This is a genomic window from Rothia mucilaginosa (genome assembly GCF_901875305.1).
Taxonomy (GTDB): Bacteria; Actinomycetota; Actinomycetes; order Actinomycetales; family Micrococcaceae; genus Rothia.
In genome coordinates this window covers 186,447-209,134 of record NZ_CABFLY010000001.1, presented here as the reverse complement: position 1 = coordinate 209,134, position 22,688 = coordinate 186,447, and the positions used below count along the sequence as shown (strand labels likewise).

Here is a 22,688-nt window from a genome sequence, read left to right as displayed (position 1 = left end):
GTGAAATATGGGGCAGGGGAATAAAGGGCTGTATCCTCTGCTCTCATCCGCGGGTGAAAGCGGTTGAGCGCAGAGGACCGGTAGAAAATTCTCGCTAGAAAATGTCCAACGAGGAATCAGCGTTTACTATTTGCCGTTGACTAGAGCTGCGGCGCGCTCCTGTGCCTGATGCTCGATATCGCGTACTTCAAGGATGAGCGGCTCATGCTCATTGAGCCAGGTCGCCGCCTTTTCGTAGTAGATATTCTGCGCTTTAGTCAGGATTTCAGTGGACTTTTGGCAGTTGTAGTCGGCGTGAGCTAGGGATTGCTCTTCCCCGTTGGCGGCTGCATTGGCTGCCTTATACTTACCCCAGGTTTTCTCTGCGTAGCTGGGAGCATCTCCGAAGTGCTGTATATCGGTGTATCCGCTTTCTTTCATGCATGCACCGTAGGTGGTGTCATCGCGGTAGTATTTCCCCATTTCTTCTACCGCGTTATTTTTGGATCCGCCCGTGATGAGCTCGTTAATGAAGTTGGTGTATTTGAGGTAGTTTTCTGCTGAGCCGAAGACAGCCTCTGCCGCACGTCCGAGGCATGAATCTGTCGCCATGCCGACCTTGGCACCGTTACTCATCGTGATGGTGACAGTTTTGCTGTCTGCGGCTTGGGGGTCGCCTTGAAACGCTTTCCGGTATGCCGGGTTTTCCATCGCGGGTGCGTTGCTGGAGCTAGCATTGTCCTGCCGGGTGGACGAGTATCCTTGGGTGGCCGCTTCTTCGTTGGGGAGGTGAGCGCCACTCATCGCAAGTTCATGAACGGAGGAGCCGTCAATAATGTTCTGGCTACCGGAGTAGGTGAAGGACTTCTCGCTCATGCACTTTTTGACTTCGTTGACGAGGGCCACGTTAATATCCGGGGAGGGATTCTCGTAGCTTGCCAGGACATTACGAATGTCTTGCTTAACCTCAACGGTGGTGGAGCAACTCGATACACCTAAGCAACAGGCAATACCGATAAGGGCGAGGGATGCGAAGGGCTTCTTTGCCATGGACTGCACCTTTCTCAAGCATCATTGATGGGCGAGAACCGGCAGTGATACGAGCGTATCGTGAGGGCTATCTACAGACCGGCTATATGGTGTGAACCTGCGTTTTGCGGAGTAGAAGCATCATGAGCCGATTACTAAGTATGATAGAGGATACCCCCCCCCGTACAATAGACACACAAGGTGTATTTATGACGTATAACACCTATAAGAATGCATGTAAAAGGGTTTATGAGTTAAAGGGCGGTGCCACGGAAGAATAACCTTCCGGGGCACCGCCCTTTAGCTATCGCAAAGACTTATTCAGCCCGAAATATTGAGTTTAGAACTTCGTGCCGGTCAGACGCTCATACGCCTCAACGTAACGGGCACGAGTCTTCTCCACAACCTCCTCAGGCAGGTGCGGCACGTTATCCGAACCGTCCCAACCTGACTCCGGCGAACGCAACCAGTCACGCACATACTGCTTATCGAAGCTCGGCTGAGCGTGACCCGGCTCGTACTGCTGAGCATCCCAGAAACGCGAAGAGTCAGGAGTCAAAACCTCATCACCCAGGGTAATCTCACCGCGGTACGAATCAGTACCGAACTCCATCTTGGTATCCGCCAGAATAATGCCCTGCTCACGAGCAATCTTCTCCGCAGTCGAGTACAGGCTCAGGCTCAGCTCCTCCAGGCGCTCGCCCACCGGCTGACCAACCTCAGCGTACAGCTCCTCACGGGTCACCAGCTCATCATGCTCACCCACCTCAGCCTTACCGGTCGGAGTGAAAATCGGGGTGTCCAGGCGGGAACCATCCACCAGACCCGCCGGCAACTGCACACCAGCAATCTCACCGGTCTCGTTATACGCCGCCAGACCCGAACCAGTCAGGTAACCGCGCACAATGCACTCCACCGGGAACATGTTCAGGGAGCGGCAAATCATTGCTCGACCAGCCACAACATCCGGAACGTCCGTGGACAGCACGTGATTCGGAACCTCCTTGAGCTGCTCAAACCACCACAGGGACATCTGAGTCAGAATCTTGCCCTTGTCCGGAATAACAGTAGGCAGAATACGGTCGAACGCACTAATACGGTCCGAAGCAACAACCATGACGGAGCCGGCGCGCAGCTCTGCGTCATCACTCACGGTGAGGCCGGTGGCGTCGAAGCGCTCCTCATTCGGAACGTACAGGTCGCGCACCTTGCCGGAATAGATGTGGGTCCAGCCCGGGATTTCCAGGGGGTTAGAACGAGAAGTCATAAGAATCTCTCCTGATGAGGTGGTGTGATGTGGATGCAAAAAGTCTGTGTAATTACAATACCCGACAAGCCCGGTTACCCGCCTGTGATAGCGGGGTCGGAGACGTCTCGGGTACGAAGAGACCGGCGCCCCCACCCTCAAGCGGGGAAGCCGGTCAACGTCTTAGTCTCGCGGAGCGGGAATGTGGATGCGGTTCTCCACAGCCTTCAACGCAATATCGTTACGGTACTGTGCGCCAGCCCACGAGATAGCGCGAACACCCTCGTAGGCGGCATCGCGGGCAGCACCCAGGCTCTCACCGAGCGCCACGACAGCCAGCACACGGCCGCCGGCGGTGTGGATTTCCTCGCCGGAAACCACGGTGCCCGCGTGAATCACGTGCACGCCCTCCAGCGCATTCGCCTCGTCCAGACCGGTGATGACGTCGCCCTTGCGGGGAGTACCCGGGTAGTTCTCAGCAGCCATGACTACGTCTACCGCGGTGCGGGGATCCCAATCCAGCTCGGTGCCCTCAGAAATCTCACCGCGAGCAGCCGCACGCAACAGCTGACCCAGCGGGGTGCGCAGACGCGCCAGAACCGCCTGAGTTTCCGGGTCGCCAAAGCGGGCGTTGAACTCGATAACACGCACGCCACGGCTGGTCACAGCCAGACCACAGAAGAGCACACCCACGAACGGGGTGCCGCGCTCAGCCATACGAGCCACGGTCGGGCGGGCAACCTTCTCCACGACCTCCTGCACGAAGCCCTCGGGCAGCCAAGGAAGCGGAGTGTACGCGCCCATACCACCGGTGTTCGGGCCCTCATCGTTGTCGAAAATGCGCTTGAAGTCCTGAGCCGGGGACAGCGGCAGAACGTTCTTACCGTCAGAGATGACGAAGAGGGACACTTCAGGGCCGTCCAGGAACTCTTCGATGACCACGGTGCCGCCAGCGTTGAAGCAAGCCTGAGCGTGCTCCAGTGCTGCGGCGCGGTCCTCGGTCACCACAACGCCCTTACCGGCGGCCAGGCCGTCGTCCTTCACCACGTAGGGTGCACCGAACTCGTCCAGGGCAGCCTGCGCCTCAGCGGCATTCGTTGCCACGTAGGCGCGGGCGGTCGGCACGGAAGCTTCTTCCATGATCTGCTTAGCGAAAGCCTTAGAACCTTCCAGCTGGGCGGCAGCTGCGGAGGGGCCGAAAACGTCAAAACCCGCCTCACGCAGTGCATCCGAAACGCCCGCAACAAGCGGGGCCTCCGGGCCAATAACGACCAGGTCGGCGTTCAGCTCGCGTGCCAAGGCGGTTGCCTGAGCGGGGTCATTCGCATCAATTGCGTGGACGGGAACATCCTGAGCAATACCGGCGTTGCCGGGGGCGCTGTGCACCTCGGTCACCTCAGGATCGCGCAGAAGCGCACGGATAATTGCGTGTTCACGGCCACCGGGGCCCAGTACCAAAACCTTCATGCTATTCAGGGTACCCTTTATCACACTAAAAATGTGAGCTGAGCGCACTAAAAATGCGGCTCTTCTCATCTAACGGCACATTCGAAAGAATGCCTATCAGAGAAGAACCGCAACAGGTGAGCATTTACTGCAGGACAGCTAGCATTGAATCGGGTTAGACCAACGCCGTCACAGCCGCAAAACCACCAAAAACAATGCCGGGGGCATTAGCGATGACGATTGGCATGTCCTTCTTGGGGCGCCACAGGCCGTAGAGCAACCATAGGGTGCAGTTCATGGCGGCTACCAGGGGCTGAATCCAGTCGCCCTTGTGACCGTTCAGATTACCGATAATCTGCGGGAAATAAAAGACGTACATGAGCACGGCAGCAATCGAAGCGGCTCGTGCAAGAACGGGGAAAAACTTGGCGTGAAATTCAGATTCAGCGCTCGTACCACTTTTTTCTGCGGTGCTCTCGGGCGCGGTGGAAGAAGAGTAGTTCTGCTCTGCCATAAAGTGATATGTTCCTGAAGACCTAATGTGTGTACTATCTGGGCGGCTGTTGTTCTCGCGAACGATGGAGATATAGAGGATGGAAGCAGCTGTTCTGAGTGGTGCCAGGACGAGTGATGCCAGGATGGCACCGCCCCCCTATGAATCCCTAGAGATATGTGCAGGCCTCCCCGAGTATACTCCGCGAATATTCTATTCTCCCTTTCCCCAGATACAACCCCCATCACGAATTAACATGAGGGATATCACACATATAGCTCACTGCCAGCCCAAAAATATCACGTGAACACACAAAATAAGGATGAATCCAGTCACCCTTACAGGCGGCGTTCTGTACGGAAATATTTGCGGAGATACCGTTCTACACTGCCCAATACACCTAAAACCGCGCACATAGGGCAGAACAATGCACCCTTTAAACTAGAAGAATGACCAACAGCACCACCACACAGACCACTCCCTCCACCGCACACCAGAACTGTTGCCCCTTCGACGTAGAACTCGCGCAACTCACCCGTAACGGCCTAACCGAAGCCACCTACCGTGGACGCCTCGTCATCCTCTCCCCCGAGGGAGAAGTCGCCCTGAGTCTCGGCGACACCCACGAGCCTTTCTTCTTGCGCTCGGCGCTCAAGCCCCTGCAGGCCATCGGTTCCCTGAAGGCCGGTGCACCCCTGCGCGGTTCCCAGGTCGCCATCGCCTGCGGTTCGCACAGCGGCACCTTCGAACAGATGCGTGCCGTCCAAGACATCCTTGCGCAGGGTAGCACCGAAACACGCCCGCTCACCGCGGCAAGCCTGGCGCTCAAGCCTTCCTACCCCTCCGATTCTCAGGCGCGCAAGGCCATGATTCAGGCCAACCTGGCGCGCACTCCCCTGGCGCACCCCTGCTCCGGTAAGCACGCCGCATTCCTGTGGGCCTGCACCGCCAAGCTGGAACGTGGTGAGCTTGAGGCGGGTTCCCAGAATTGGACCCTACACAACTACCTCGATCCCGCCCACCCGCTACAGCAGGTCATTACCGAGGAAATTGAGGCCTTCGCGGGTGAGCCCGTAGCCGCCATCGGCGTTGATGGATGCGGCGCGCCGGTTCACGCGCTCTCACTGTTGGGTGCCGCACGCGCCTACTCGGCCCTGGGTTCGGCGATTCGCAACCTCGGAGCGGATGCGCGCGCCTCCACGGTCGCCACCGCCATGGTGGACTACCCTGAGCTGATTCAGGCCCCGGGTTCCCCCGATTCGGTCCTGACCGAACAGCTGGACGCCGTGGTCAAGTGCGGCGCGGAGGGCGTGCTCTGCATCGGCCTGCGTTCGGGCGCCTCGGTGGTGGTCAAGATGAGCGACGGCACTCACCGCGCGCTCTATGCCGTGGCCCTGCAAGCGCTGGCCGCCTGCGGATACCTGAACATCGAGGAGTGCGAGCGCCTGTTGCCGCTCGTGGTACGCCCGGTGACCGGCGGCTACGTGGACGGCCGACCGGTTGAGGTCGGCGAGATTCGCGTGCACGAGGAACTCTTCACCGAAGCCCCGGAGGGAAAGTAGCCGTGGCCATTCGACGTAAGACCAGTGAAGAGGCGGGCATGGCAGCGGTGCGTGAGGTGCGCGCGCTCTTCGCTTCCTTTGGCTCCGAGCCTTCCGAAGCTATCCCCGTACCCGCTGAAATAGAACGGGCGTTCGCCGCGCTCCCCCGTTCGGTGCGTGCGACCTTCGTGCGCTTCACCCTTGAAGAGCTTGCGACCCTCGCCCCCGGCAATAGCGTGGAGGTGCGCGTACCCCCGCTGGGCGTTACCCAGTGCGTAGCCGGCCCCCGCCACACGCGAGGTACCCCACCCTCGGTCGTGGAGACCTCTCCCGCGGTCTGGGCGGCGCTGGTGCTGGGTACCTGTTCGTGGGAGCGCGCCGTGGCGGCCGGGGTACTCGACGCCTCCGGCGAACGTAGCAACCTCTCCGGCTTGCTACCGCTCTTCTAGATTCGCGCTCGTTCCCGCTAATCCACGCAATTTCCGTGGCCTGCATTGAGATGTCCATACCGGGGTATTTAGCGTATCCTTCACCACATCTACGCCGAAACCCGGTACACTTTAAGGGTCTGGTGTATGCCATTGCACACACAGGCAGGTACGAGCACAGAAACACACATCCGTCTCGCACCCGCGCAGACGCATCCGCAGTCCCAACGTCGAAAAGAAGTGACTTGATTCGCCCCGACGGAAAACTCACTCACGACCTCGATCCGATTGACCACGGACCCAAGGACGCCTGCGGCGTCTTCGGCGTCTGGGCACCCGGCGAGGACGTGGCAAAGCTAACCTACTACGGCCTGTACGCGCTTCAGCACCGCGGCCAGGAATCCGCAGGTATCGCAACCAGTAACGGCAAGCGCATCCACGTATACAAGGACATGGGCCTCGTCTCCCAGGTCTTTGACGAAGCAACGCTCAGCTCCATGCCCGGTGACCACGCAATCGGCCACGCCCGATACTCCACCACCGGTGCATCCCATTGGGCTAACGCGCAGCCGACCCTCGGCACCACCCCGCACGGCACGCTCTGCCTGGCCCACAACGGTAACCTCACCAACTCGGCGGACCTCTACGAGCGTGTGCTCGAAAAGAACGGCGGCAAGCCGCCCAAGCACGGCGAGCTGGCACAGGGTAACACCACCGACACCGCACTCATCACCGCCCTGCTAGCGGAGCACGACTTCGACTCCCTTGAAGAGGCAGCCCTCGACCTGTTGCCTACCCTGCGCGGCGCTTTCTGCCTCACTTTCATGGATGAGCACACCCTCTACGCTGCACGCGACCCTCAGGGTGTTCGCCCGCTCGTGCTCGGTCGCTTGGAACGCGGCTGGGTTGTTGCCTCCGAGACCGCAGCTCTCGACATCGTTGGCGCATCCTTCGTGCGTGAGGTTGAGCCCGGCGAGTTCATCACCATCGATGAGAACGGCCTGCGTTCCCAGCGCTTCGCTGAAGCAAAGCCTGCCGGCTGCGTCTTTGAGTACGTTTATCTAGCCCGCCCGGACACCACCATCGCCGGTCGTAGCGTCTACGAATCTCGCGTAGAGATGGGCCGTCAGCTCGCCCGCGAGCACGCGGTGGAGGCTGACCTGGTCATGCCCACCCCCGAATCCGGTGTCCCCGCCGCTATTGGTTACGCCGAAGAGTCCGGCATCCCCTACGGTAACGGCCTGGTCAAGAACGCTTACGTGGGCCGAACCTTCATTCAGCCCTCGCAGACCATCCGTCAGCTCGGTATCCGTCTGAAGCTCAACCCGCTCAAGTCCGTGGTTGCCGGCAAGCGCCTCGTCGTCATCGACGACTCCATCGTTCGCGGTAACACCCAGCGTGCCCTCGTGCGGATGCTCCGCGAAGCCGGCGCGAAGGAAGTGCACGTGCGCATCTCCTCACCGCCCGTGAAGTGGCCTTGCTTCTACGGCATCGACTTCGCCTCCCGCGCCGAGCTGATTGCGAACGGCCTGTCGGTGGACGAGATTGCTTCTTCCCTCGGCGCCGATTCGCTCGGCTTCATTTCTGAGGAAGGCATGATGGCCGCCACCGAGCAGCCCGCCGAGAACATGTGTACCGCATGCTTCACCGGCAAGTACCCCATCGAATTGCCTAGCGAAGAGCGCCGCGGCAAGTCCCTCTTCGATTCCGAGAAGAAGGGTAAGGGCGGCCCGCTATCCGGCAAGGCCGCCGAAGTGACCGTCGAGCGTGCTGTCCCGGCTAAGCCCGAACATGCCGAGGCCGTTTCGATTGACACCCGAGAAGGCACCGAGACCCTCGAGACGAAGTTCGCCCCCTCCACCGTCAAGGTCTCCGACGACGACGCCGGCATGGGCATGTGCAACCCCGGCCCCGGCGCCGACCTCGAGGGCCTGCTGACCGAGGCGGATCGCACTCCCGCCAACTCCTCCGCCACCACTACCCCGAAGGAATCTTAATGAGCGAGAACCCCACCACCGTAACCTACGCAAGCGCAGGCGTTGACGTTGAGGCCGGCGATCGCGCCGTCGAGCTGATGAAGGACGCTATCAAGGCGACCCACAACTCCTCCGTTGTTGGCGGCGTGGGCGGCTTCGCGGGCCTGTACGACGTCTCCGAGCTCGTCAAGTACCGCAAGCCCTACCTGGCTACCTCCACCGACGGTGTGGGCACCAAGGTCGCTATTGCACAGGCACTGGATATTCACGACACCATCGGTTACGACCTGGTCGGCATGGTCGTGGACGACATCGTCGTGTGCGGTGCTAAGCCCCTGTTCATGACCGACTACATTGCCACCGGCAAGGTCGTTCCCGAACGTATCGCTGACATTGTGCGCGGTATTGCTGGCGCATGTGCGCAGGCTGGTACCGCCCTGGTTGGCGGCGAAACCGCTGAGCACCCCGGCCTGCTCGCAGAAGACGAGTATGACGTCGCTGGCGCAGCAACCGGCCTGGTCGAAGCGGACGAGCTGCTCGGCCCCGACCGCGTGCGCGAAGGCGACGTGCTGATTGCAATGGCATCCTCCGGTATTCACTCCAACGGCTACTCCCTGGTCCGTAAGGTCCTGAACGTTGCCGGTTGGGGTCTGGAACGTCAGGTGGACGAGCTGGGCCGTACCATCGGTGAGGAGCTGCTCGAGCCCACCCGCGTGTACACGGCAGACTGCCTGGATTTGGCAGCAGCGTTCCCCGTCAACGGCGAAGACGGCACCACCGGTAGCGGCGTGCGCGGCTTCTCGCACGTGACCGGCGGCGGTCTGGCTGCTAACCTGGCACGCGTTCTTCCGCAGGGCCTTGAGGGTCGCGTGGACCGCTCCACCTGGCAGATTCCCGCCATCTTCTCCCTGATTGGTTCGCTGGGTAACGTGCCGCTGGCTGACCTGGAGCGCACCCTGAACCTGGGTGTGGGCATGATTGCTATCGTTGACCCCTCCGTGGCTGAGGCTGCTACCAAGCGCTTGAACGACCGCGGTATCCCCTCCTGGATTATGGGTGACGTTGTGGCTGCCGGTGATCCCGAGCCCAATAGCGCCGACTACATTCAGGGCGCTAAGGGCGTGGACGGCGGCGCGGTTCGCCTGCTGGGCTCCTACGCCTCCTAACGTATCTGGGCGGTCTTGAGATCGCGTCAAAGGGCCGGGGCGGTTCCCATGTTGCATGGGGCCGCCCCGGCCCTTTGAAGTATCGGAGACACCGATGCTCTGGTCGGTGTTCTGACGTTCCGGTATGTTCCCTGAGCGCTTCTTACTTTCACAGCATCATTACTTTTAATTCATGTTCTTTCATCTTTATTTATTTTAATAGCAGAAACATTTTTACTGCATTAAAGTGTTTACACTATAGTGCCAATAAATACTCGGGGTCGAACCTCAAATATATACCCCCTTATCAAGGACTTAACTTTCAACTTTAACTTCAGAATTCCCTCAATCACGGGCAACCTAATCCATCCCACAAGGAAAAATCCAAATTTTTAATATAAAAAATATAGTTGAGATATACCTCAAGCTCTCCCTGAGGTGATAGCTTAATGAAGTACCTTTATACGCCGTCTAAAAGATATGCACGGTCCCAAACTTCTTAGCGTATCGAGTAGAAAATCTTATCCCCGTGTTTCTTGGTTTGCGCCACATAACGGCACCTATCAGTCATCGAAAAACACAGGCCCCGACGGCTCAGGTACACACCACACAGTCCATATACTCTCAACTCACTAGGAGATTTCACATGAAGCTCCACTGGCCCACACCACCATCTGGCCACCCCGTAGCGTCACCCAGGCCCACCCACCGCACTACGCTGAAGCCCCTCCACGCGGGCCTCGCCCTGCTGGCCACCGGCTCACTCATCTTTGGCGGCAACCTGCCCGCGGCCCTCGCGCAGGCTCCCCAAGAAGACGCCGCTCAGACAGACCAGGCCGAAGCCCCCTCGCCCACCTCTCCCTTCAGCGTTCCCACCAACGCGGGTGCGCCTCAGGGAACTCCCCGAAGCGCCGCCCCCGGAGCTCTGCCTCAGCAGAAGTTTGACCAGTTCATCGTCACCTACACCGACGAGGCGAAACAGCGCACCGAGGAGCGTAGCGGTGACTCTGCACTGGCAGAAGGAGCAACCCCCGGCGATCTAGACGGTGGTATTCAGCAGACCATCGATTCCTCCGCAGCTTCCCTCGAAACCAGCGGTGGAGTCATCCGCACCACCACATCCAACGATGCGATTGTCCACACCTCCAAGAAGCTGGACAAGCGACAGGCTCAGGAGTTCATGAACCGCCTGACCTCCAACCCTAACGTTGCCTCCGTGGAACCCGACTACATCAACTACCCGGCGCTTGAAAGCACCTTCGTCTTCAACGATCCCGAGTACTCCAAGCAGTGGAACCTCACGAACCCCACCGTCGGCATCGGCAACACCGGCAACGCCCGCCTGTACCGCGGCCTGAAGACGACCGTTGCGGTAATCGATACCGGCTACACCAACCACCCCGAGCTCGTCTCTTCCCTCGTGCCCGGTTACGACTTCATCAGCGATCCGGTGAGCGGCCGCGACGGCAACGGCCGCGACCCCGACCCCCTCGACGAGGGCGACCAGGCTCCCTTCAACCTCTGCGGTGATCTGCAGGACGCACAGCTTTCAAGCTGGCACGGCACTCACGTGGCTGGCATTATCGCCGCACGTGGCCAGAACCACCAGGGTATTGTGGGTGTCTCCGACCTAGCCTTCATCCAGCCGGTTCGTGTACTCGGTCGATGCGGTGGACGAACCTCTGACGTCGCCGATGCCATCACGTGGGCGGCTGGCGGTCACGTCAATGGTGTCCCCGACAACAAGCAGCCCGCACAGGTGATCAACCTGTCCCTGGGCGGTGTACTGGCCTGCCCCAGCACCTACCAGAAGGCCATCAATTTCGCGCTTTCCAAGGGCGTGGCCGTGGTTGTAGCTGCCGGCAACGGTGAGATGGACGCCTCGAAGTTCGCTCCGGCCAACTGTAAGGGCGTCATTGCGGTGGGTAACAGCACGAAGAATGGCACCCGCGAGTCGAGCTCGAACTACGGCAAGACGGTTACCGTCTCTGCCCCGGGTACCGATATCCTCTCCCTGGGTGTCAACAGCATCACCCGACCCAACGGCAAGTACATCTACACCTACATGACCGGCACCTCCATGGCGGCGCCTCACGTGTCCGGTATCCTGGCCCAGCAGCTGGTGAACGGCGCAAACGTCAGCCGCCAGAAGGTCTACAACTCTGCTTTCCACGCCGCAGTTAACCCGATTAAGTGCGACAAGAACTACTGCGGACGCGGCATCATCAACAGCCGTAAAACCGCCCAGTACGTAGGCAATTTGGATGCGCAGGGTAAGATGTCCTTCAGCCGCCCACGTAGTATCTACACTCGCAGGGTCATTACCTCGACTCGCCGCACGGCCGTGACCGACCTTGATCCGCAGGATACTCCCACTGAGATTCAGGGTGGGCAGGCCTCGAATCAGGCCGAGAAGCCGATGGTGATGACCAACGATAACGCTGACCCCATCAACCCCGACGCCGTCTCGGATGATTCAGCTTCTTCTGAGGAATCCGACACCCAGGTACAGAAGGCGAATGACCTGAGCGACGACGAGAACTCCCAGCAGGACGGGGACTACACGGTCATCTCCCCCGTGCAGAAGCCTCGTGAGGTACATGAGCTGTACTAGGCTGTCCGTCACGGCCACCGCGCCGAACCCAGGCAACAGCGCATAGCGAAAAGCCCCCGATGAGAGACATCATCGGGGGCTTTTCAGCCTTAAACCGGGCCTCGACTAGCGGTGGTTACCAGAAGCGAAGCTCAAGTAGCCGCTGCTCGGGTAGGTGTTCGCGGATGCACCGTACCAGGAACGGTGACGGGAGGTGTGACCGTGACGAGGACGCGACGGGTACGAGGGGCGGGTCACCGGGCGGGAGGGGCGAGTCACCGGGCGGTTAGTCTTCGGTGCCGGAGTCACCTTTGGGGCGGGGGCCTGGTGACGCTTGGCGTCTTCTTCAGCCTTCTTGCGCGCTGCCTCTTCAGCCGCCTTCTTACGTGCGGCTTCCTCCTCCGCCTTCTTGCGTGCCGCCTCAGCCGCAGCTGCTTCCGTAGCCTCACGGTCGGAGCGAACCTGCTGAACCGCGCGCGCCGCATTCACGATGCCGGAACCGCACGCCGACTGATCGCACTCAACACTCTGAGAGGTGGACTGCAGAACCTTCTTCGCCTGCGCGTAAGTCAGTTTCGGGTCAACTGCCTTCATGAGCGCCACAATACCGGCAACATGCGGTGCCGCCATGGACGTGCCCTGGTACTCGGCGTAGTCAGCCTTACCGGGAGCAGTCTTGCCAGCGTTCAGGGTGGAGAGAATACCGCCACCCCAGTAGCGGCGGTCGCCACCGGGGGCGCTCACGTCTACGCGGGAGCCGTAGTTGGAGAAGTAGGAGCGCTTACCGTTCTTATCGGTTGCACCCACGGTAATGACGTCTTCGCAGTTGCCGGGGCTGGACTTCGAGGCATCAAAGTTGTTATTGCCCGCTGCGACAACCACGATGGAGCCGCGCTTATTCGCCTGAGCAATCGCCTGGCGGTACGGGGTGGTGCAGGTGCCCTCACTACCAATGGACATGTTAATGACCTGGGCGGGGTGCTGGTTCGCGGGAACACCACGCACGCTACCACCGGCAGCCCAAATAATGCCATCGGTGATGTCTGAGTCGAAGCCACCGCAGGCACCCAGAACACGCACGGGCACGATCTTCGCCTCGGGTGCCACACCAGCAATGCCCTCGTTGTTGTTGGCGATAGCGGCAATAGTGCCCGCCACGTGGGTGCCGTGCCAGTCGGAGGGGGTTGCCTTCGAACCGGTGAAGCACTGGTTATCCACGGTCCAGTTACCGGCGTCGGTCGGGTCGGAGTCACGGCCATTACCGTCGTTGGAGAAGGCAGATTCGGCAATGAAGTCGTAGCCGGGCAGCACGTTAGCGTCCAGGTCCGGATGGGCGGTGATACCGGAGTCCAGCACCGCCACGGTCACACCCTGGCCGCGGGTGGTGCCCCACGCCTCCAGGGCAGAGATACCCTTCTCGCCGGTGAGGGACCACATACGGTTCATCTTCGGGTCGTTGATCTTGACGGGCGCCGAGGTGTTATCCACGGTGGCGTAGCGGCGCATATCGGGCGACACGGATGCAACCTTGGAGTTCGCGCTCAGGGCGTTCATGTACTGCTGCGCCTGGGCAGGGGTGAGGGCCGCGGAGGTGGTGACCACACTGGCATCCAGGGCGGTGGAGCGAACGTAGCTGGTCCTTAATATTCAGCAGCTCGTCGATGCTCTGCACGTCGGAGGTGATGCCGGCGTAGAGCGCGTCGGTCCAGGTTGCCTGCTGGGTGCCGGCGGCTGCGGACCAGTCGATCTGGTCTGCGGTGGCGTCGGTGGAGGCGGCGTTCTTCGCTTCGTCGGTGTAGGTGATGATGAAGCGGTTGTAGGTTGCGGGCGCGGACTGGGTGGCCTGCACCGTGTTAGAAATCTGGGTGGTGTTAGAAGCCTGGGCGGCCTGAGATGCCTTGGCCTGGTTAGCCTGCGCGGTGGGTACCGCTACGGCGGGGATAACGCTTGCTGAGAGCAGGCAGGTTGCGGTGACGAAGCTCAACAGGGAACGCTGGGAGGCGCGTGCCTGTGAGGGGCGAGCGATGCGAAGCATGAACGTCCTTGAGATGAGTGGTACCGGGCACGCATAGTCCGATGTGGCATGACCGGTCAGGCATAGCCAGCATGTGCGTTATGTGTGTGCGGTACGAGTGAATACGGAAGAGTAGGGTGTTGGGGCTACGCGGTGTTTTTGCCGCACGGTATCTGTGAGGAGATGCGTTGTACGGCTGGTCGCGCGTGGCGGTGTGGGTGTGGTGCATACTGTGGGTTGCGCATTGGATTCGCAATGTGCTTGCACAGGTACGCGCCGTGGGATACTGTAGCACTCTTTTTTAGTTACTTTATGATTAAAATATAGAGTGTGATGCAACTCATTTTATATAAAGATGAGCAAAACTTAAATCGCTACTTTAAAGCCTAAGGATACCTTGACTAGGTATTTCTTTATCTGCATTTATGTGAAGAAAAAATATCATTATCTACGCCACATTATTGATCCCAGACCGCTTCACGCCTAGGAAAAAGTGCTAGGATAGCAATACCTCACCGCATAAACTACTTCCGCAATAAACTCCTCCAGGGGTTTAGAAAACATTGCGCATTAATGCAGTAATGCGCATTTTTCTTTCCGTTGCCACACTGCCAACGCAGTACACGCAGAGAGATATAAATGTTTTCCCAAAAGTGCATTTATGTGAGTGAGTCATCCTCACCAACTGCCGCTTCCGGCACTCACATTTGCAAAGGACCCCGATGTCTTTTACCACTCATCCCTCCTCGCGCCGCGTCGCACGCGCCGCACTGAGCACGGGAACCGCCGCAGCACTCGTGGCTTCCCTGGGCGCACCCGCAACCTTCGCGGCCCCCACCCAAACCAGCAACGCAGCTCGCGCCGCAGCACACACAACCATCTCCTCCCTCAGCCCCGAACAGCAGAAGGCAGGATTCAACCGCTTCGTCATCACCTACACCGATAACGCGCTGAACGCCGGCGGCATCAACTGGGCCAGCCCCGCAGGCACCCAGGTTGCCACCTGGAACGATGCCCTCTACCAGGGCCTCACCTCCGAGGTGAAGGGCGTCGACGACCTCTTCAAAATCAAAACCAACTACGTGCGCACCACCTCCCAGAAGGCAACCGTGGTGACCACCTCCTCCAAGCTCACCGCAGAGCAGGCAGAGAAGTACATGGCGACCTTGAGCTCCAACGCCTCCGTCGCTTCCGTCGAGCCCGACCTGCTACGCCACTCCAGCACGCGCGCCCGTGGTGCCGCCACCTCCAAGGTCGCCCAGGTAGCCCAGGCCGCGCAGGCTTCAAACCAGGCCATCACCCCGAACGACACCCTATACCCGCAGCAGTGGAACCTGCACGACGCTAAGGGTATATCCGCCCCTGAGGCCTGGAAAACCACCCAGGGTGCCGGCGTGACCGTGGCCGTCATCGACTCCGGTATCGTCAAGCACCCCGATCTGGACGCTAACGTCCTGCCCGGCTACGACTTCATCACCGAGCCCTCCATCGCCCGCGACGGCAACGGCCGCGACGCCGACCCCACCGACCAGGGCAACTGGGAAGAGGCCGGCGTCTGCGACAGCGGATCTGAAGCGAGCGACTCCAACTGGCACGGCACCCACGTGGCCGGTTCTATCGCCGCAATTATGAACAACAAGCGCGGCATTGTCGGCGTGGCCCCCTCATCCAAGATTCTGCCCGTACGTGCTCTGGGCATGTGTGGCGGCTACGACTCCGACATTGCGGACGCAATGGTCTGGGCAGCCGGCGGAACCGTTGAGGGCGTACCCGCAAACTCCCACCCCGCCAAGATTATTAACCTCTCCCTCGGCGGCGAAGGCACCTGCCCCGCAACCTACTCCAAGGCTATTGCCGAGGTGAACAAGCGCGGCGCAATCCTCGTCGTGGCAGCCGGTAACGACGGCCAGGATGCCTCCAAGGTTGCTCCTGCCAACTGCGGCGGATCCATCGTGGTGGGTTCTACCGATCAGAAGGGCAAGCGTAGTGACTTCTCCAACTACGGCAAGATTGTGGATGTGAGCGCCCCCGGTAACACCATCATGTCTACCGTGGACCTGGGTACTACCGTTTCCACCGGCGCCGGCTACACCGAGTACGACGGCACCTCCATGGCTGCGCCTCAGGTGGCTGGCATTATCGCCCTCATGAAGTCCGTGGACCCCTCACTGACCGCTGATCGCGCAAAGCAGGTTCTCAAGCAGAGCTCCAAGCCGCTGACCTGCGACGTCAACGCGTGCGGTGCAGGCATTGTGAACGCCGCGAGCGCACTGGCTCAGCTGCAGGGTAAGCAGGAGCCGATTGTTAAGCCCTGGCCGAAGCGTGCGCCCAAGCACCCGACCCGTGCTGCACGTGTTGGCTACGTGACCAACCCGGCTGTTAACCACAACCCGCCCTTCCTGATTACTGCTCAGGGCCTGATTCCCGGTCAGTAATTCGGTGAGCTCCCACCCCTCAGCCTTCCGGCGGTGTTAGCCGCGGGAAACCTCAAAGAATGACAATCACAAAGCCCCCGCCGGGCATGTTCCGGTGGGGGCTTTGCGTGAACAGAACGCCGCGCGTCAAGTGCGGCTTGGTTTCTCCCGCCCGTCCTCACGACTAACAGACGGGAGAGGCTGAGGGGCCGACCGGTCATCTTCCCAGCATCGGTTGGCTATCGGCTGGTGGGCCGAACTCACCAATCTAGGAGGACCGGGGGTGTGAGCCGCGCAGGCCTGCAGCTTCCAGACGAGCCGACTCGTAGCTGAGGGCGCGCAGCCCCGCGGGGGACACTCCGCTGGAGCTAAGAACCACAGGTGCATGCTCCCGGACCGAGCCGCGGTACGAGCCGCCATGTAACTGGTGCTGTACCTGGCCCGCGGGTAGCCGCATGGGCTCGGCCTTCCTCGTGCTGGATTCGTGCGAGGGCTTAGCCGCGAACACCCAACGGCGCTGAACCGCAAAGCTCACCGGAATCAGGATGAGCTCGGTCAGGATCTTGGCCACCAGCAGGGATGCACCCAGCCCCGCCAGGGCTTCCATGAGGGCCGCATTGGCGGCGAGGATGCCCACTGCCAACGTTGCGTAGCGCGCCAGCGAGGAGGAGGCCGAGGGCTGCGAGCCCCCATCATGCATAATTATGCGATTGACGGTGAAGTTCGTCAGCGCCGAGATGACGCGTGCCCCCACCACGGCACCCAGGAGCGGAGCACCCAGCGCCACGAGTGCGAAGAGCGCGAGCGCATCCACCAGGAACCCCGTCACAAAGGAAGAGGCAAGGAAGAGTAGCAGCGGCGCGTAGATACGGGCCGAGTCCTGCAGGGGCCTAAAGTGGCTGGTCGGGTTGCCTGGCTCGTACACCTTGACGATGGGTACCTGCACCAGCTCCACCTCGGCGCGTGTGGCGCGCAGTAGCATGGAGAACTCATACTCGTACTTATCGCCCGGAATCTGCAGAAGCCAGTCCAGAATCTGCGGGGTAAAGGCACGCAATCCGGTCTGCGTATCGGCCACGTGCTTTCCAGTGGCTAGGGCGAAGAACCCGACGGTCGCGCTATTGCCAACCCTTGAGCGCAGCGGCACTTTAGTACCTTCCTCACCCGCATCCGGGTCGGGCAGGGTGCGCACGCCCAGGACGATGGCCCGCTGCCCGGAGGCGGCTAGGCTCTCGGCACGCACGCCCACCCGGAAGATATCTTGGGGTAGGTGCTGGCCATCCGCGTCGGCGGTGACGATGACCTCGCCGGGGCGGTTTACTTTCACCCAGGCGATGCCGGTACGCAGAGCCGCACCCTTGCCACGGTTAACGGGATGGGTATGCACGGTGGCTCCATCCAAGCGCAGTTCGGTAAAGATGGGTGCGTAAGTGCTACCGGAACCGTCATCGATCACGAGGATCTCTGCACCCGGATCCTGCGTCTTTAGAGCGTGCGCAAGACGGAGAAGAGACTGGTCAGGCTTATATGCGGGAATTAGAATAATCACGATGCACTCCCGGCAATGTAGAGAATATCACTGGTTCCACGCTCCTTCGTGCCGCCCTGGGGACGATTGACCAGCTGGTTGTTGAAGACCATGGCGGAGGAGCCGCCACCGTCCAGGTTGTAGGCACTTACGCAGCCCAGATCCTTGAACATCTGCGCGAACTCGGTCATGGTTACGCCGCGCGAGTAGTTGGTGGAACGGCCATCGACCACGATGAAGACCAGGTGGTTGGTGCCGAGCACACCCACACCGGTTCGGGGCTGGTTGCCCTGAATCGAGTGGTTACCGAAGTTGGTGTCCACCTCAACGCTGTCGATGCCATCGACGATGGCGGAGTCCTTCACCAGGGCCGGGCCGAAGGAGAGGGTGTTCCACACGCCCTCATTGACGAGAGTTTGGGCATTGGTCGCGGTTTCGTCGTAGAGCTTGACCGAGCCGTCACGGTAGAAGGCGAGGCCTTCACGGGCACCGGAGTCGCGGTACACCACGCCGTTTCGAATCACGATGCCGGTGGTACGGAAGCCGTAGTAGTCACCGTTAATGGCCCAGATGCCGTTGTGTTCCGAGGCGATATTCGAGGGGGTGTCGATAATGTTCTGGCCGAACTTGTTGTTCGCGAAGGCACTGCGCAGCAGGGTCGCATTGTCGAGCTTGATGTCTGCTACGAAGGAGACGACCGCATCCGAGCCGCTACCGGTGGTGGTAGAAGTGATAGTGATTGAGCCTTCGTTAGCGGTAAGGCTCTGACCGTTGACCTTCACGCCGGTCAGTTCGCTGGGGCTCGCCGTGGCGGAGCCGGAGGCGCTTGCATTCGCCTGCGCCGCAGCCGCCTCGTAGGCGGTGGTGTCTTCAATCTCGGTGTGCTCGGCCAGGTAGCGGTTGTAGGCCCAGCCTGCACCGCCTCCGACTACGGCGAGTGCACCGAGGCCGCCTCCGATAAAGATACGGCGGGTGAGCTTCTTCTTGGCGAGCTTCTGTTCTACGGCGGCCTGCTGCTCTGCGGCGGCCTGGGTGGTCTGGTTGCTGTTCCGAGTCATGTTCTGTTCGTTGTTCATGACTCTAGATTGCCGGTGTACTCTCAGTGCCAGGCATGACTAAGCTGTACCTCAGCTATGTATGCTTATTCAGCTAAAATTATTTTATGCAGAGCGGCCCGATCTTCCCGATGTCCCCGATGGGCCGGCCTATGTCGTCCGTTTCCCCGTCCGCTTCCCCATTGCTTGTCTCAGTCCTCGCTATTTCCGAGACCCGTTCCTCGGTTGCAATATAAGGGCACGAAAAAACCGGCTGAGCACCCCGTGCGGGGCCTCAAGCCGGCTCATCATCTGTAGAATACGCTCGGTCGGTACCTACCGAATCATTCTGCGTATTCCTATGCTTCGTCCTCGTAGGAAGCGTACTTTTCAGCGTATGCCGAGTAGTCGTCCTCGTCGTCATAGCGGCGACGGGACGAATCGGAGGACTTGGTGTTCTTCGCACTGCTGAGCTCACGCTCGAGAGCGCTGTAGTCGGTCTCGGGGCTGAAGTACTTCATCTCCCGAGCCTGCCTTGTTGCTTTAGCCTTCTGACGGCCGCGCCCCATGGCGTGACCCCCTCTTTCATCCTGTCCGAAGCTACGGGCGCGCGGGGCGTGCCCTCCCTCGGATCGTTCTACGGTCTTTACTACACTATAGAGTACCCTGTTTTGACGTTCAATGTCGCGCCCTGCAACACGTATTTTACGGAGCGGAGCGCCCCTACTCACCAGAACATCCGTTTTATTTTTCTTACTCTAACGTCTCCACACACGGAACACGCACGGAACCCCGCATCGAAGGCATACTCAGCTTCGATGCGGGGCTTGCGCCTCTCGACCGGTTCACTCACAAGACCGGTATCGAGAGAATCGCCGCGCCGGTCACGACCTCCGGTGCGGGGTCTATGAGAGTCCGAAGAGTCGGGGACTCTAGTTTGCGGTGAAGCTACCCAGCGAGGTGGCGTTCGAGGCCACGGAGGTACTCGATGTGTTTACACTATCGGTGGTGGTGTACACCGTGTAGCTCTCGCCCTTGGTGATCTTGGAGCTAGAGACCAGAATCAGGCTGGTGTTCGAGTTGACGACCTTGTAGTTGGCCACCACCGTACCCGAGGAGTCAGCCACCTGAATAGTCGTACCGTTACTGACATTCGACAGGTTCGTCAGCTTCACGTAGCCGCTGGTGGAGGAGGTTGCGGGCGCCTCAAACATGTCGCCGGAGTTACCTGCAACCACGGTCGTGCCGTTGAGCAGCAGGTCGCCGTTGGTGTCCAGCGAGGTGTTACCGCCCGTGAACGGACCGTTCACGATTAGGGTGCCACCCGAGAGGGTTGCGGTACCGTTGGAGTCGATGCCGTCGCCGTTCGCGTTCACAGTGACGGTGCCGCCGGCGATGTTGATGGTTGCGTCGACCACCTCGAAGGTGCCACCGCCGCCCATGCCACCGCCGCCCATGCCACCGCCGCCCATGCCACCGCCAGCCGGGGGCTGACCCATGGTACCGGAGTGAGACTGACCGCCACCCGCGGGTGTCTGGCCGCCCTGTGCCGCATTACCCTGTGCTGCCTGGTTGCTCTGGGCGGTGGAGGTCGAAGTCGACTCAGTGCTGGTCGAGTCGGTGGTAGTCGTAGTGCTGTACGAGGCGTTGATGCCGTCATCCGAGCTGGTCACGTTCACGGTGCCGTCCAGGATATTGATGTACTGCGCCTCAAGGCCCTCATTCGACTGGGTGACGTTCAGGGTACCGCCGGAGATTTCAAGCACGCGCTCAGCCTTGAAACCGTCATCACCTGCGGAGATGTTCACGGTACCGCCGCTCAGGCGTACCCAGCCGCGGTTGCCGTCGGTGTCGTTGGTTGCCTTGATGCCGTCCTTGGTTGCGGTCACGCTGGTAGTGCCGTCCAGAATATCAACGTAGTCCTTACCCTTGATGCCGGTGTTCGCAGCGGTCACCTCCAGGGTGCCGGATGCAATAACCAGGCCGTCCGTGGTATGAATACCCTCTTCGTACTTACCCTCAACCTTCAGGGTGCCTTCGCCCGCCAGGGTCAGATCACTCTTGGAGTAGATAGCTGCGTCGGGGCTACCGCTGGCGGTATCGGAGTAGGAGGAGCCGTCAGAGACGGTGTTCGTGCTACCCGAGGCGGTGTAGATAACGGCCTCGTCCGCCTTGACCACGTTGATGGCCGCACCGGTGGAGTTGGTGATGGTCGCGTTATCCAGAATCAGGCGGACCATGTCGCTATCGGCCGTCTCAACCTTGATCTGGCCCGCGTAGGTGCCGCTCAAGCGGTAGTTACCCGCCTTGGTGATGGTAATGACGCCGTCACTGACGGTCACGCCATCGGTCGCGGTCGGGTTCGAAAGATCGATAGTGACTTCGCTGGAGGAATCCCAGGTCAGATCCTTGGCGGAATAGTGGGTGTCCTCGGCGAGCTTCGCGCCGTTCTTCACATCGGTGGAGAATGAATCGGCGGTCTTCGACTTGGTGCCGGAGCTACTCGAAGCGGAGGTGCTGATGGCGCTCGCCGCGCTGGTGTTCGAGGTGGAGGTTGCCGAGCAGCCGGTCAACGCCAGGGCCGCCAGAAGGGTAATGGAGGTTGCACTCTTGATCATATTGCTCTTTTTCACGGGTTTTCCTTCTTCGTGGTTCACAAGCACTATGTAGTGCCACTGCTTTTTTCGGGTAAGTCTTTGGGAGTCAGGCATAGTCTTGGCGAATCCTGCTGGTGCCTGCGTCTGAACAGGGTTATACCTGGTCAGGGCCTGATTTTATGTCTGCGCGAGTAGGATTTGTGGCCCCACCCGCGCATCCCAGATTGCCTTTAGACGGGTTGCCGTTTTAGGCGGCTGCGTAGTGTTCGGTCAGGAGCTTGCGGTAGTCTTCCTCGGTCAGTGCACCCACGTTCAGGCGGGTGCCGTTGACCGGTTCCAGGTGCATCCAGTTCTCCAGGGTTTCTTTCCACTTGTTGCTTGCCAGCTGCGGGTTCAGCGCCGCCATACCGGTTGCAAACTTGGAAATCTTCGAGGGGGTAATACCCGCATCCCAGAGGTGCCGGTCCGCCACAGAGGGCTCCACACCGGACTTGGTTTCGATGATGACCGCATTCGACAGGCCGTAGACGGTGCCAACCAGGTTGCCGTGGAAGTTGCGGTAGTTCACGCCCGCCATGAGGATGTTCTCGGACAAAGGAGTCCAGGTCAGGTTGGTATCCACCGTCATGCGGGAGGCAGCCGGGTTCTTCTCGCTCTGCGGTAGGAAGACCGTGGTACGGCGGTAGCCGGTGGTCAGGACCGCCTCCAGCTTGTGCACGGGACCCGCGAGGATGTCGCCGAGTGCCGCGGTGATGTACTCTCGACCTCCCGCGGTGAGCGTATCGCGGTTCTCGAAGGTGTACGGGGTACGCTTCTTGACGGTCATGTCCTGCTCACCGTCGGTCTTGACCTCCAGGAAGGTCAGCTCCGAGTCCAGGTAGCTGCGGGTACGAATCTTGAAGGTATCGTCGCGGCTGTAGGCTGCCGAGTGGTAGCTCTGCATCTGCGGGGTGTCGAAGTAGACCGAGTCGTAGGCGAAGTCGCGCTGGCCGTTGATGTCCATGACGGAGGCATCTGCGTCGAGCGCGGAGAGCACCTTGGCGGCGGTTTCTGCATCGACGATGTACTTGCGGTCCACGCGGGTCTGCATGGCTGCCTTCTCGTTCATGGCTTCGAGGCTGATGCTCTTCCACTCTGCGGGGATGATATTTGCGGCTGCGTTCGTCATGGGTCTTCGTCCTTCTGGGGTGCCGTCCCTGCGTGCTGTGCGCTGGGGGCGGCGTGT

17 protein-coding genes are annotated in these 22,688 nt (G+C 60.3%); 6 read left to right on the top strand and 11 right to left on the bottom strand.

The window, feature by feature from the left end:
• Positions 1 to 126 precede the first annotated feature (126 nt).
• The 4 genes from JX292_RS00905 to JX292_RS08975 all read right to left on the bottom strand — a co-directional run bounded on the left by JX292_RS00905 (position 127) and on the right by JX292_RS08975 (position 4,214).
• The gene (locus tag JX292_RS00905; RefSeq protein ID WP_204860433.1) at positions 127 to 1,029 is read right to left on the bottom strand and encodes an adenylate cyclase; all 903 of its coding nucleotides are present in this window, start codon (positions 1,027 to 1,029) and stop codon (positions 127 to 129) included.
• A 319-nt stretch (positions 1,030 to 1,348) separates the two neighbouring features.
• Positions 1,349 to 2,275 (bottom strand): phosphoribosylaminoimidazolesuccinocarboxamide synthase, encoded by a 927-nt coding sequence (locus JX292_RS00900; protein WP_204860431.1) that lies wholly within the window; start codon positions 2,273 to 2,275, stop codon positions 1,349 to 1,351.
• A gap of 162 nt (positions 2,276 to 2,437) precedes the next feature.
• Positions 2,438 to 3,721 carry a phosphoribosylamine--glycine ligase gene (purD, locus tag JX292_RS00895; protein ID WP_204860429.1) on the bottom strand — a complete coding sequence of 428 codons (1,284 nt, stop codon included), beginning with the start codon at positions 3,719 to 3,721 and terminating at the stop codon, positions 2,438 to 2,440.
• A 154-nt stretch (positions 3,722 to 3,875) separates the two neighbouring features.
• Positions 3,876 to 4,214, bottom strand: a complete 339-nt coding sequence (locus JX292_RS08975; RefSeq protein WP_239653559.1) for a hypothetical protein — start codon at positions 4,212 to 4,214, stop codon at positions 3,876 to 3,878.
• A 428-nt stretch (positions 4,215 to 4,642) separates the two neighbouring features.
• On the opposite strand from JX292_RS08975, the gene JX292_RS00885 reads away from it, so the two are divergent.
• The 5 genes from JX292_RS00885 to JX292_RS00865 all read left to right on the top strand — a co-directional run bounded on the left by JX292_RS00885 (position 4,643) and on the right by JX292_RS00865 (position 11,897).
• Entirely contained in the window at positions 4,643 to 5,755 is a 1,113-nt protein-coding gene (locus JX292_RS00885) for an asparaginase (RefSeq protein WP_204860427.1), read from the top strand.
• A 2-nt stretch (positions 5,756 to 5,757) separates the two neighbouring features.
• Complete coding sequence (locus JX292_RS00880; RefSeq protein WP_239653558.1) at positions 5,758 to 6,183, top strand: sterol carrier family protein; 426 nt, start codon at positions 5,758 to 5,760, stop codon at positions 6,181 to 6,183.
• A 224-nt stretch (positions 6,184 to 6,407) separates the two neighbouring features.
• Positions 6,408 to 8,159 carry an amidophosphoribosyltransferase gene (gene purF, locus JX292_RS00875; RefSeq protein ID WP_204860425.1) on the top strand — a complete coding sequence of 584 codons (1,752 nt, stop codon included), beginning with the start codon at positions 6,408 to 6,410 and terminating at the stop codon, positions 8,157 to 8,159.
• Positions 8,159 to 9,304, top strand: coding sequence for a phosphoribosylformylglycinamidine cyclo-ligase (gene purM, locus JX292_RS00870; protein WP_204860422.1), 1,146 nt, complete (start codon positions 8,159 to 8,161; stop codon positions 9,302 to 9,304). The genes purF and purM overlap by 1 nt, the downstream gene beginning before the upstream one ends.
• Before the next feature lie 625 nt (positions 9,305 to 9,929).
• Positions 9,930 to 11,897, top strand: a complete 1,968-nt coding sequence (locus JX292_RS00865) for a S8 family serine peptidase (protein ID WP_204860419.1) — start codon at positions 9,930 to 9,932, stop codon at positions 11,895 to 11,897.
• Between the two features lie 105 nt (positions 11,898 to 12,002).
• Here JX292_RS00865 and JX292_RS00860 read toward each other — a convergent pair whose 3' ends face one another.
• Together JX292_RS00860 and JX292_RS08970 are read right to left on the bottom strand one after the other, a co-directional pair.
• Positions 12,003 to 13,313, bottom strand: coding sequence for a S8 family peptidase (locus JX292_RS00860; RefSeq protein ID WP_239653582.1), 1,311 nt, complete (start codon positions 13,311 to 13,313; stop codon positions 12,003 to 12,005).
• Between the two features lie 43 nt (positions 13,314 to 13,356).
• Positions 13,357 to 13,911, bottom strand: a complete 555-nt coding sequence (locus tag JX292_RS08970) for a hypothetical protein (RefSeq protein WP_239653557.1) — start codon at positions 13,909 to 13,911, stop codon at positions 13,357 to 13,359.
• A 701-nt stretch (positions 13,912 to 14,612) separates the two neighbouring features.
• On the opposite strand from JX292_RS08970, the gene JX292_RS00855 reads away from it, so the two are divergent.
• A complete protein-coding gene (locus tag JX292_RS00855) occupies positions 14,613 to 16,325 on the top strand; it encodes a S8 family peptidase (protein WP_204860417.1) in 1,713 nt (570 codons plus the stop codon).
• A 247-nt stretch (positions 16,326 to 16,572) separates the two neighbouring features.
• Here JX292_RS00855 and JX292_RS00850 read toward each other — a convergent pair whose 3' ends face one another.
• The 5 genes from JX292_RS00850 to JX292_RS00830 all read right to left on the bottom strand — a co-directional run bounded on the left by JX292_RS00850 (position 16,573) and on the right by JX292_RS00830 (position 22,631).
• Positions 16,573 to 17,853: a glycosyltransferase gene (locus tag JX292_RS00850; RefSeq protein WP_204860415.1), complete on the bottom strand. Its 1,281-nt coding sequence runs from the start codon at positions 17,851 to 17,853 to the stop codon at positions 16,573 to 16,575.
• Positions 17,850 to 18,908: a phosphodiester glycosidase family protein gene (locus JX292_RS00845; protein ID WP_204860414.1), complete on the bottom strand. Its 1,059-nt coding sequence runs from the start codon at positions 18,906 to 18,908 to the stop codon at positions 17,850 to 17,852. Before JX292_RS00845 ends, JX292_RS00850 begins: the two co-directional genes overlap by 4 nt.
• A 317-nt stretch (positions 18,909 to 19,225) precedes the next feature.
• Positions 19,226 to 19,435 carry a DUF3073 domain-containing protein gene (locus tag JX292_RS00840; RefSeq protein WP_049331591.1) on the bottom strand — a complete coding sequence of 70 codons (210 nt, stop codon included), beginning with the start codon at positions 19,433 to 19,435 and terminating at the stop codon, positions 19,226 to 19,228.
• 363 nt (positions 19,436 to 19,798) lie between these two features.
• The gene (locus JX292_RS00835) at positions 19,799 to 21,499 is read right to left on the bottom strand and encodes a carbohydrate-binding domain-containing protein (RefSeq protein WP_204860413.1); all 1,701 of its coding nucleotides are present in this window, start codon (positions 21,497 to 21,499) and stop codon (positions 19,799 to 19,801) included.
• A gap of 211 nt (positions 21,500 to 21,710) precedes the next feature.
• Positions 21,711 to 22,631: a polyphosphate polymerase domain-containing protein gene (locus JX292_RS00830; protein WP_204860412.1), complete on the bottom strand. Its 921-nt coding sequence runs from the start codon at positions 22,629 to 22,631 to the stop codon at positions 21,711 to 21,713.
• Positions 22,632 to 22,688 lie beyond the last annotated feature (57 nt).

Excerpts from the sequence above, each read along its gene's own strand:
- JX292_RS00905 (WP_204860433.1), bottom strand. The coding sequence starts at position 1,029 with ATGGCAAAGAAGCCCTTCGCATCCCTCGCCCTTATCGGTATTGCCTGT.
- JX292_RS00860 (WP_239653582.1), bottom strand. The coding sequence starts at position 13,313 with ATGTGGTCCCTCACCGGCGAGAAGGGTATCTCTGCCCTGGAGGCGTGG.
- JX292_RS00865 (WP_204860419.1), top strand. The coding sequence starts at position 9,930 with ATGAAGCTCCACTGGCCCACACCACCATCTGGCCACCCCGTAGCGTCA.
- JX292_RS00845 (WP_204860414.1), bottom strand. The coding sequence starts at position 18,908 with ATGAACAACGAACAGAACATGACTCGGAACAGCAACCAGACCACCCAG.
- purD (WP_204860429.1), bottom strand. The coding sequence starts at position 3,721 with ATGAAGGTTTTGGTACTGGGCCCCGGTGGCCGTGAACACGCAATTATC.
- JX292_RS00855 (WP_204860417.1), top strand. The coding sequence starts at position 14,613 with ATGTCTTTTACCACTCATCCCTCCTCGCGCCGCGTCGCACGCGCCGCA.
- JX292_RS00885 (WP_204860427.1), top strand. The coding sequence starts at position 4,643 with ATGACCAACAGCACCACCACACAGACCACTCCCTCCACCGCACACCAG.
- purM (WP_204860422.1), top strand. The coding sequence starts at position 8,159 with ATGAGCGAGAACCCCACCACCGTAACCTACGCAAGCGCAGGCGTTGAC.
- JX292_RS00840 (WP_049331591.1), bottom strand. The coding sequence starts at position 19,435 with ATGGGGCGCGGCCGTCAGAAGGCTAAAGCAACAAGGCAGGCTCGGGAG.
- JX292_RS08970 (WP_239653557.1), bottom strand. The coding sequence starts at position 13,911 with ATGCTTCGCATCGCTCGCCCCTCACAGGCACGCGCCTCCCAGCGTTCC.
- JX292_RS00830 (WP_204860412.1), bottom strand. The coding sequence starts at position 22,631 with ATGACGAACGCAGCCGCAAATATCATCCCCGCAGAGTGGAAGAGCATC.
- JX292_RS08975 (WP_239653559.1), bottom strand. The coding sequence starts at position 4,214 with ATGGCAGAGCAGAACTACTCTTCTTCCACCGCGCCCGAGAGCACCGCA.
- JX292_RS00900 (WP_204860431.1), bottom strand. The coding sequence starts at position 2,275 with ATGACTTCTCGTTCTAACCCCCTGGAAATCCCGGGCTGGACCCACATC.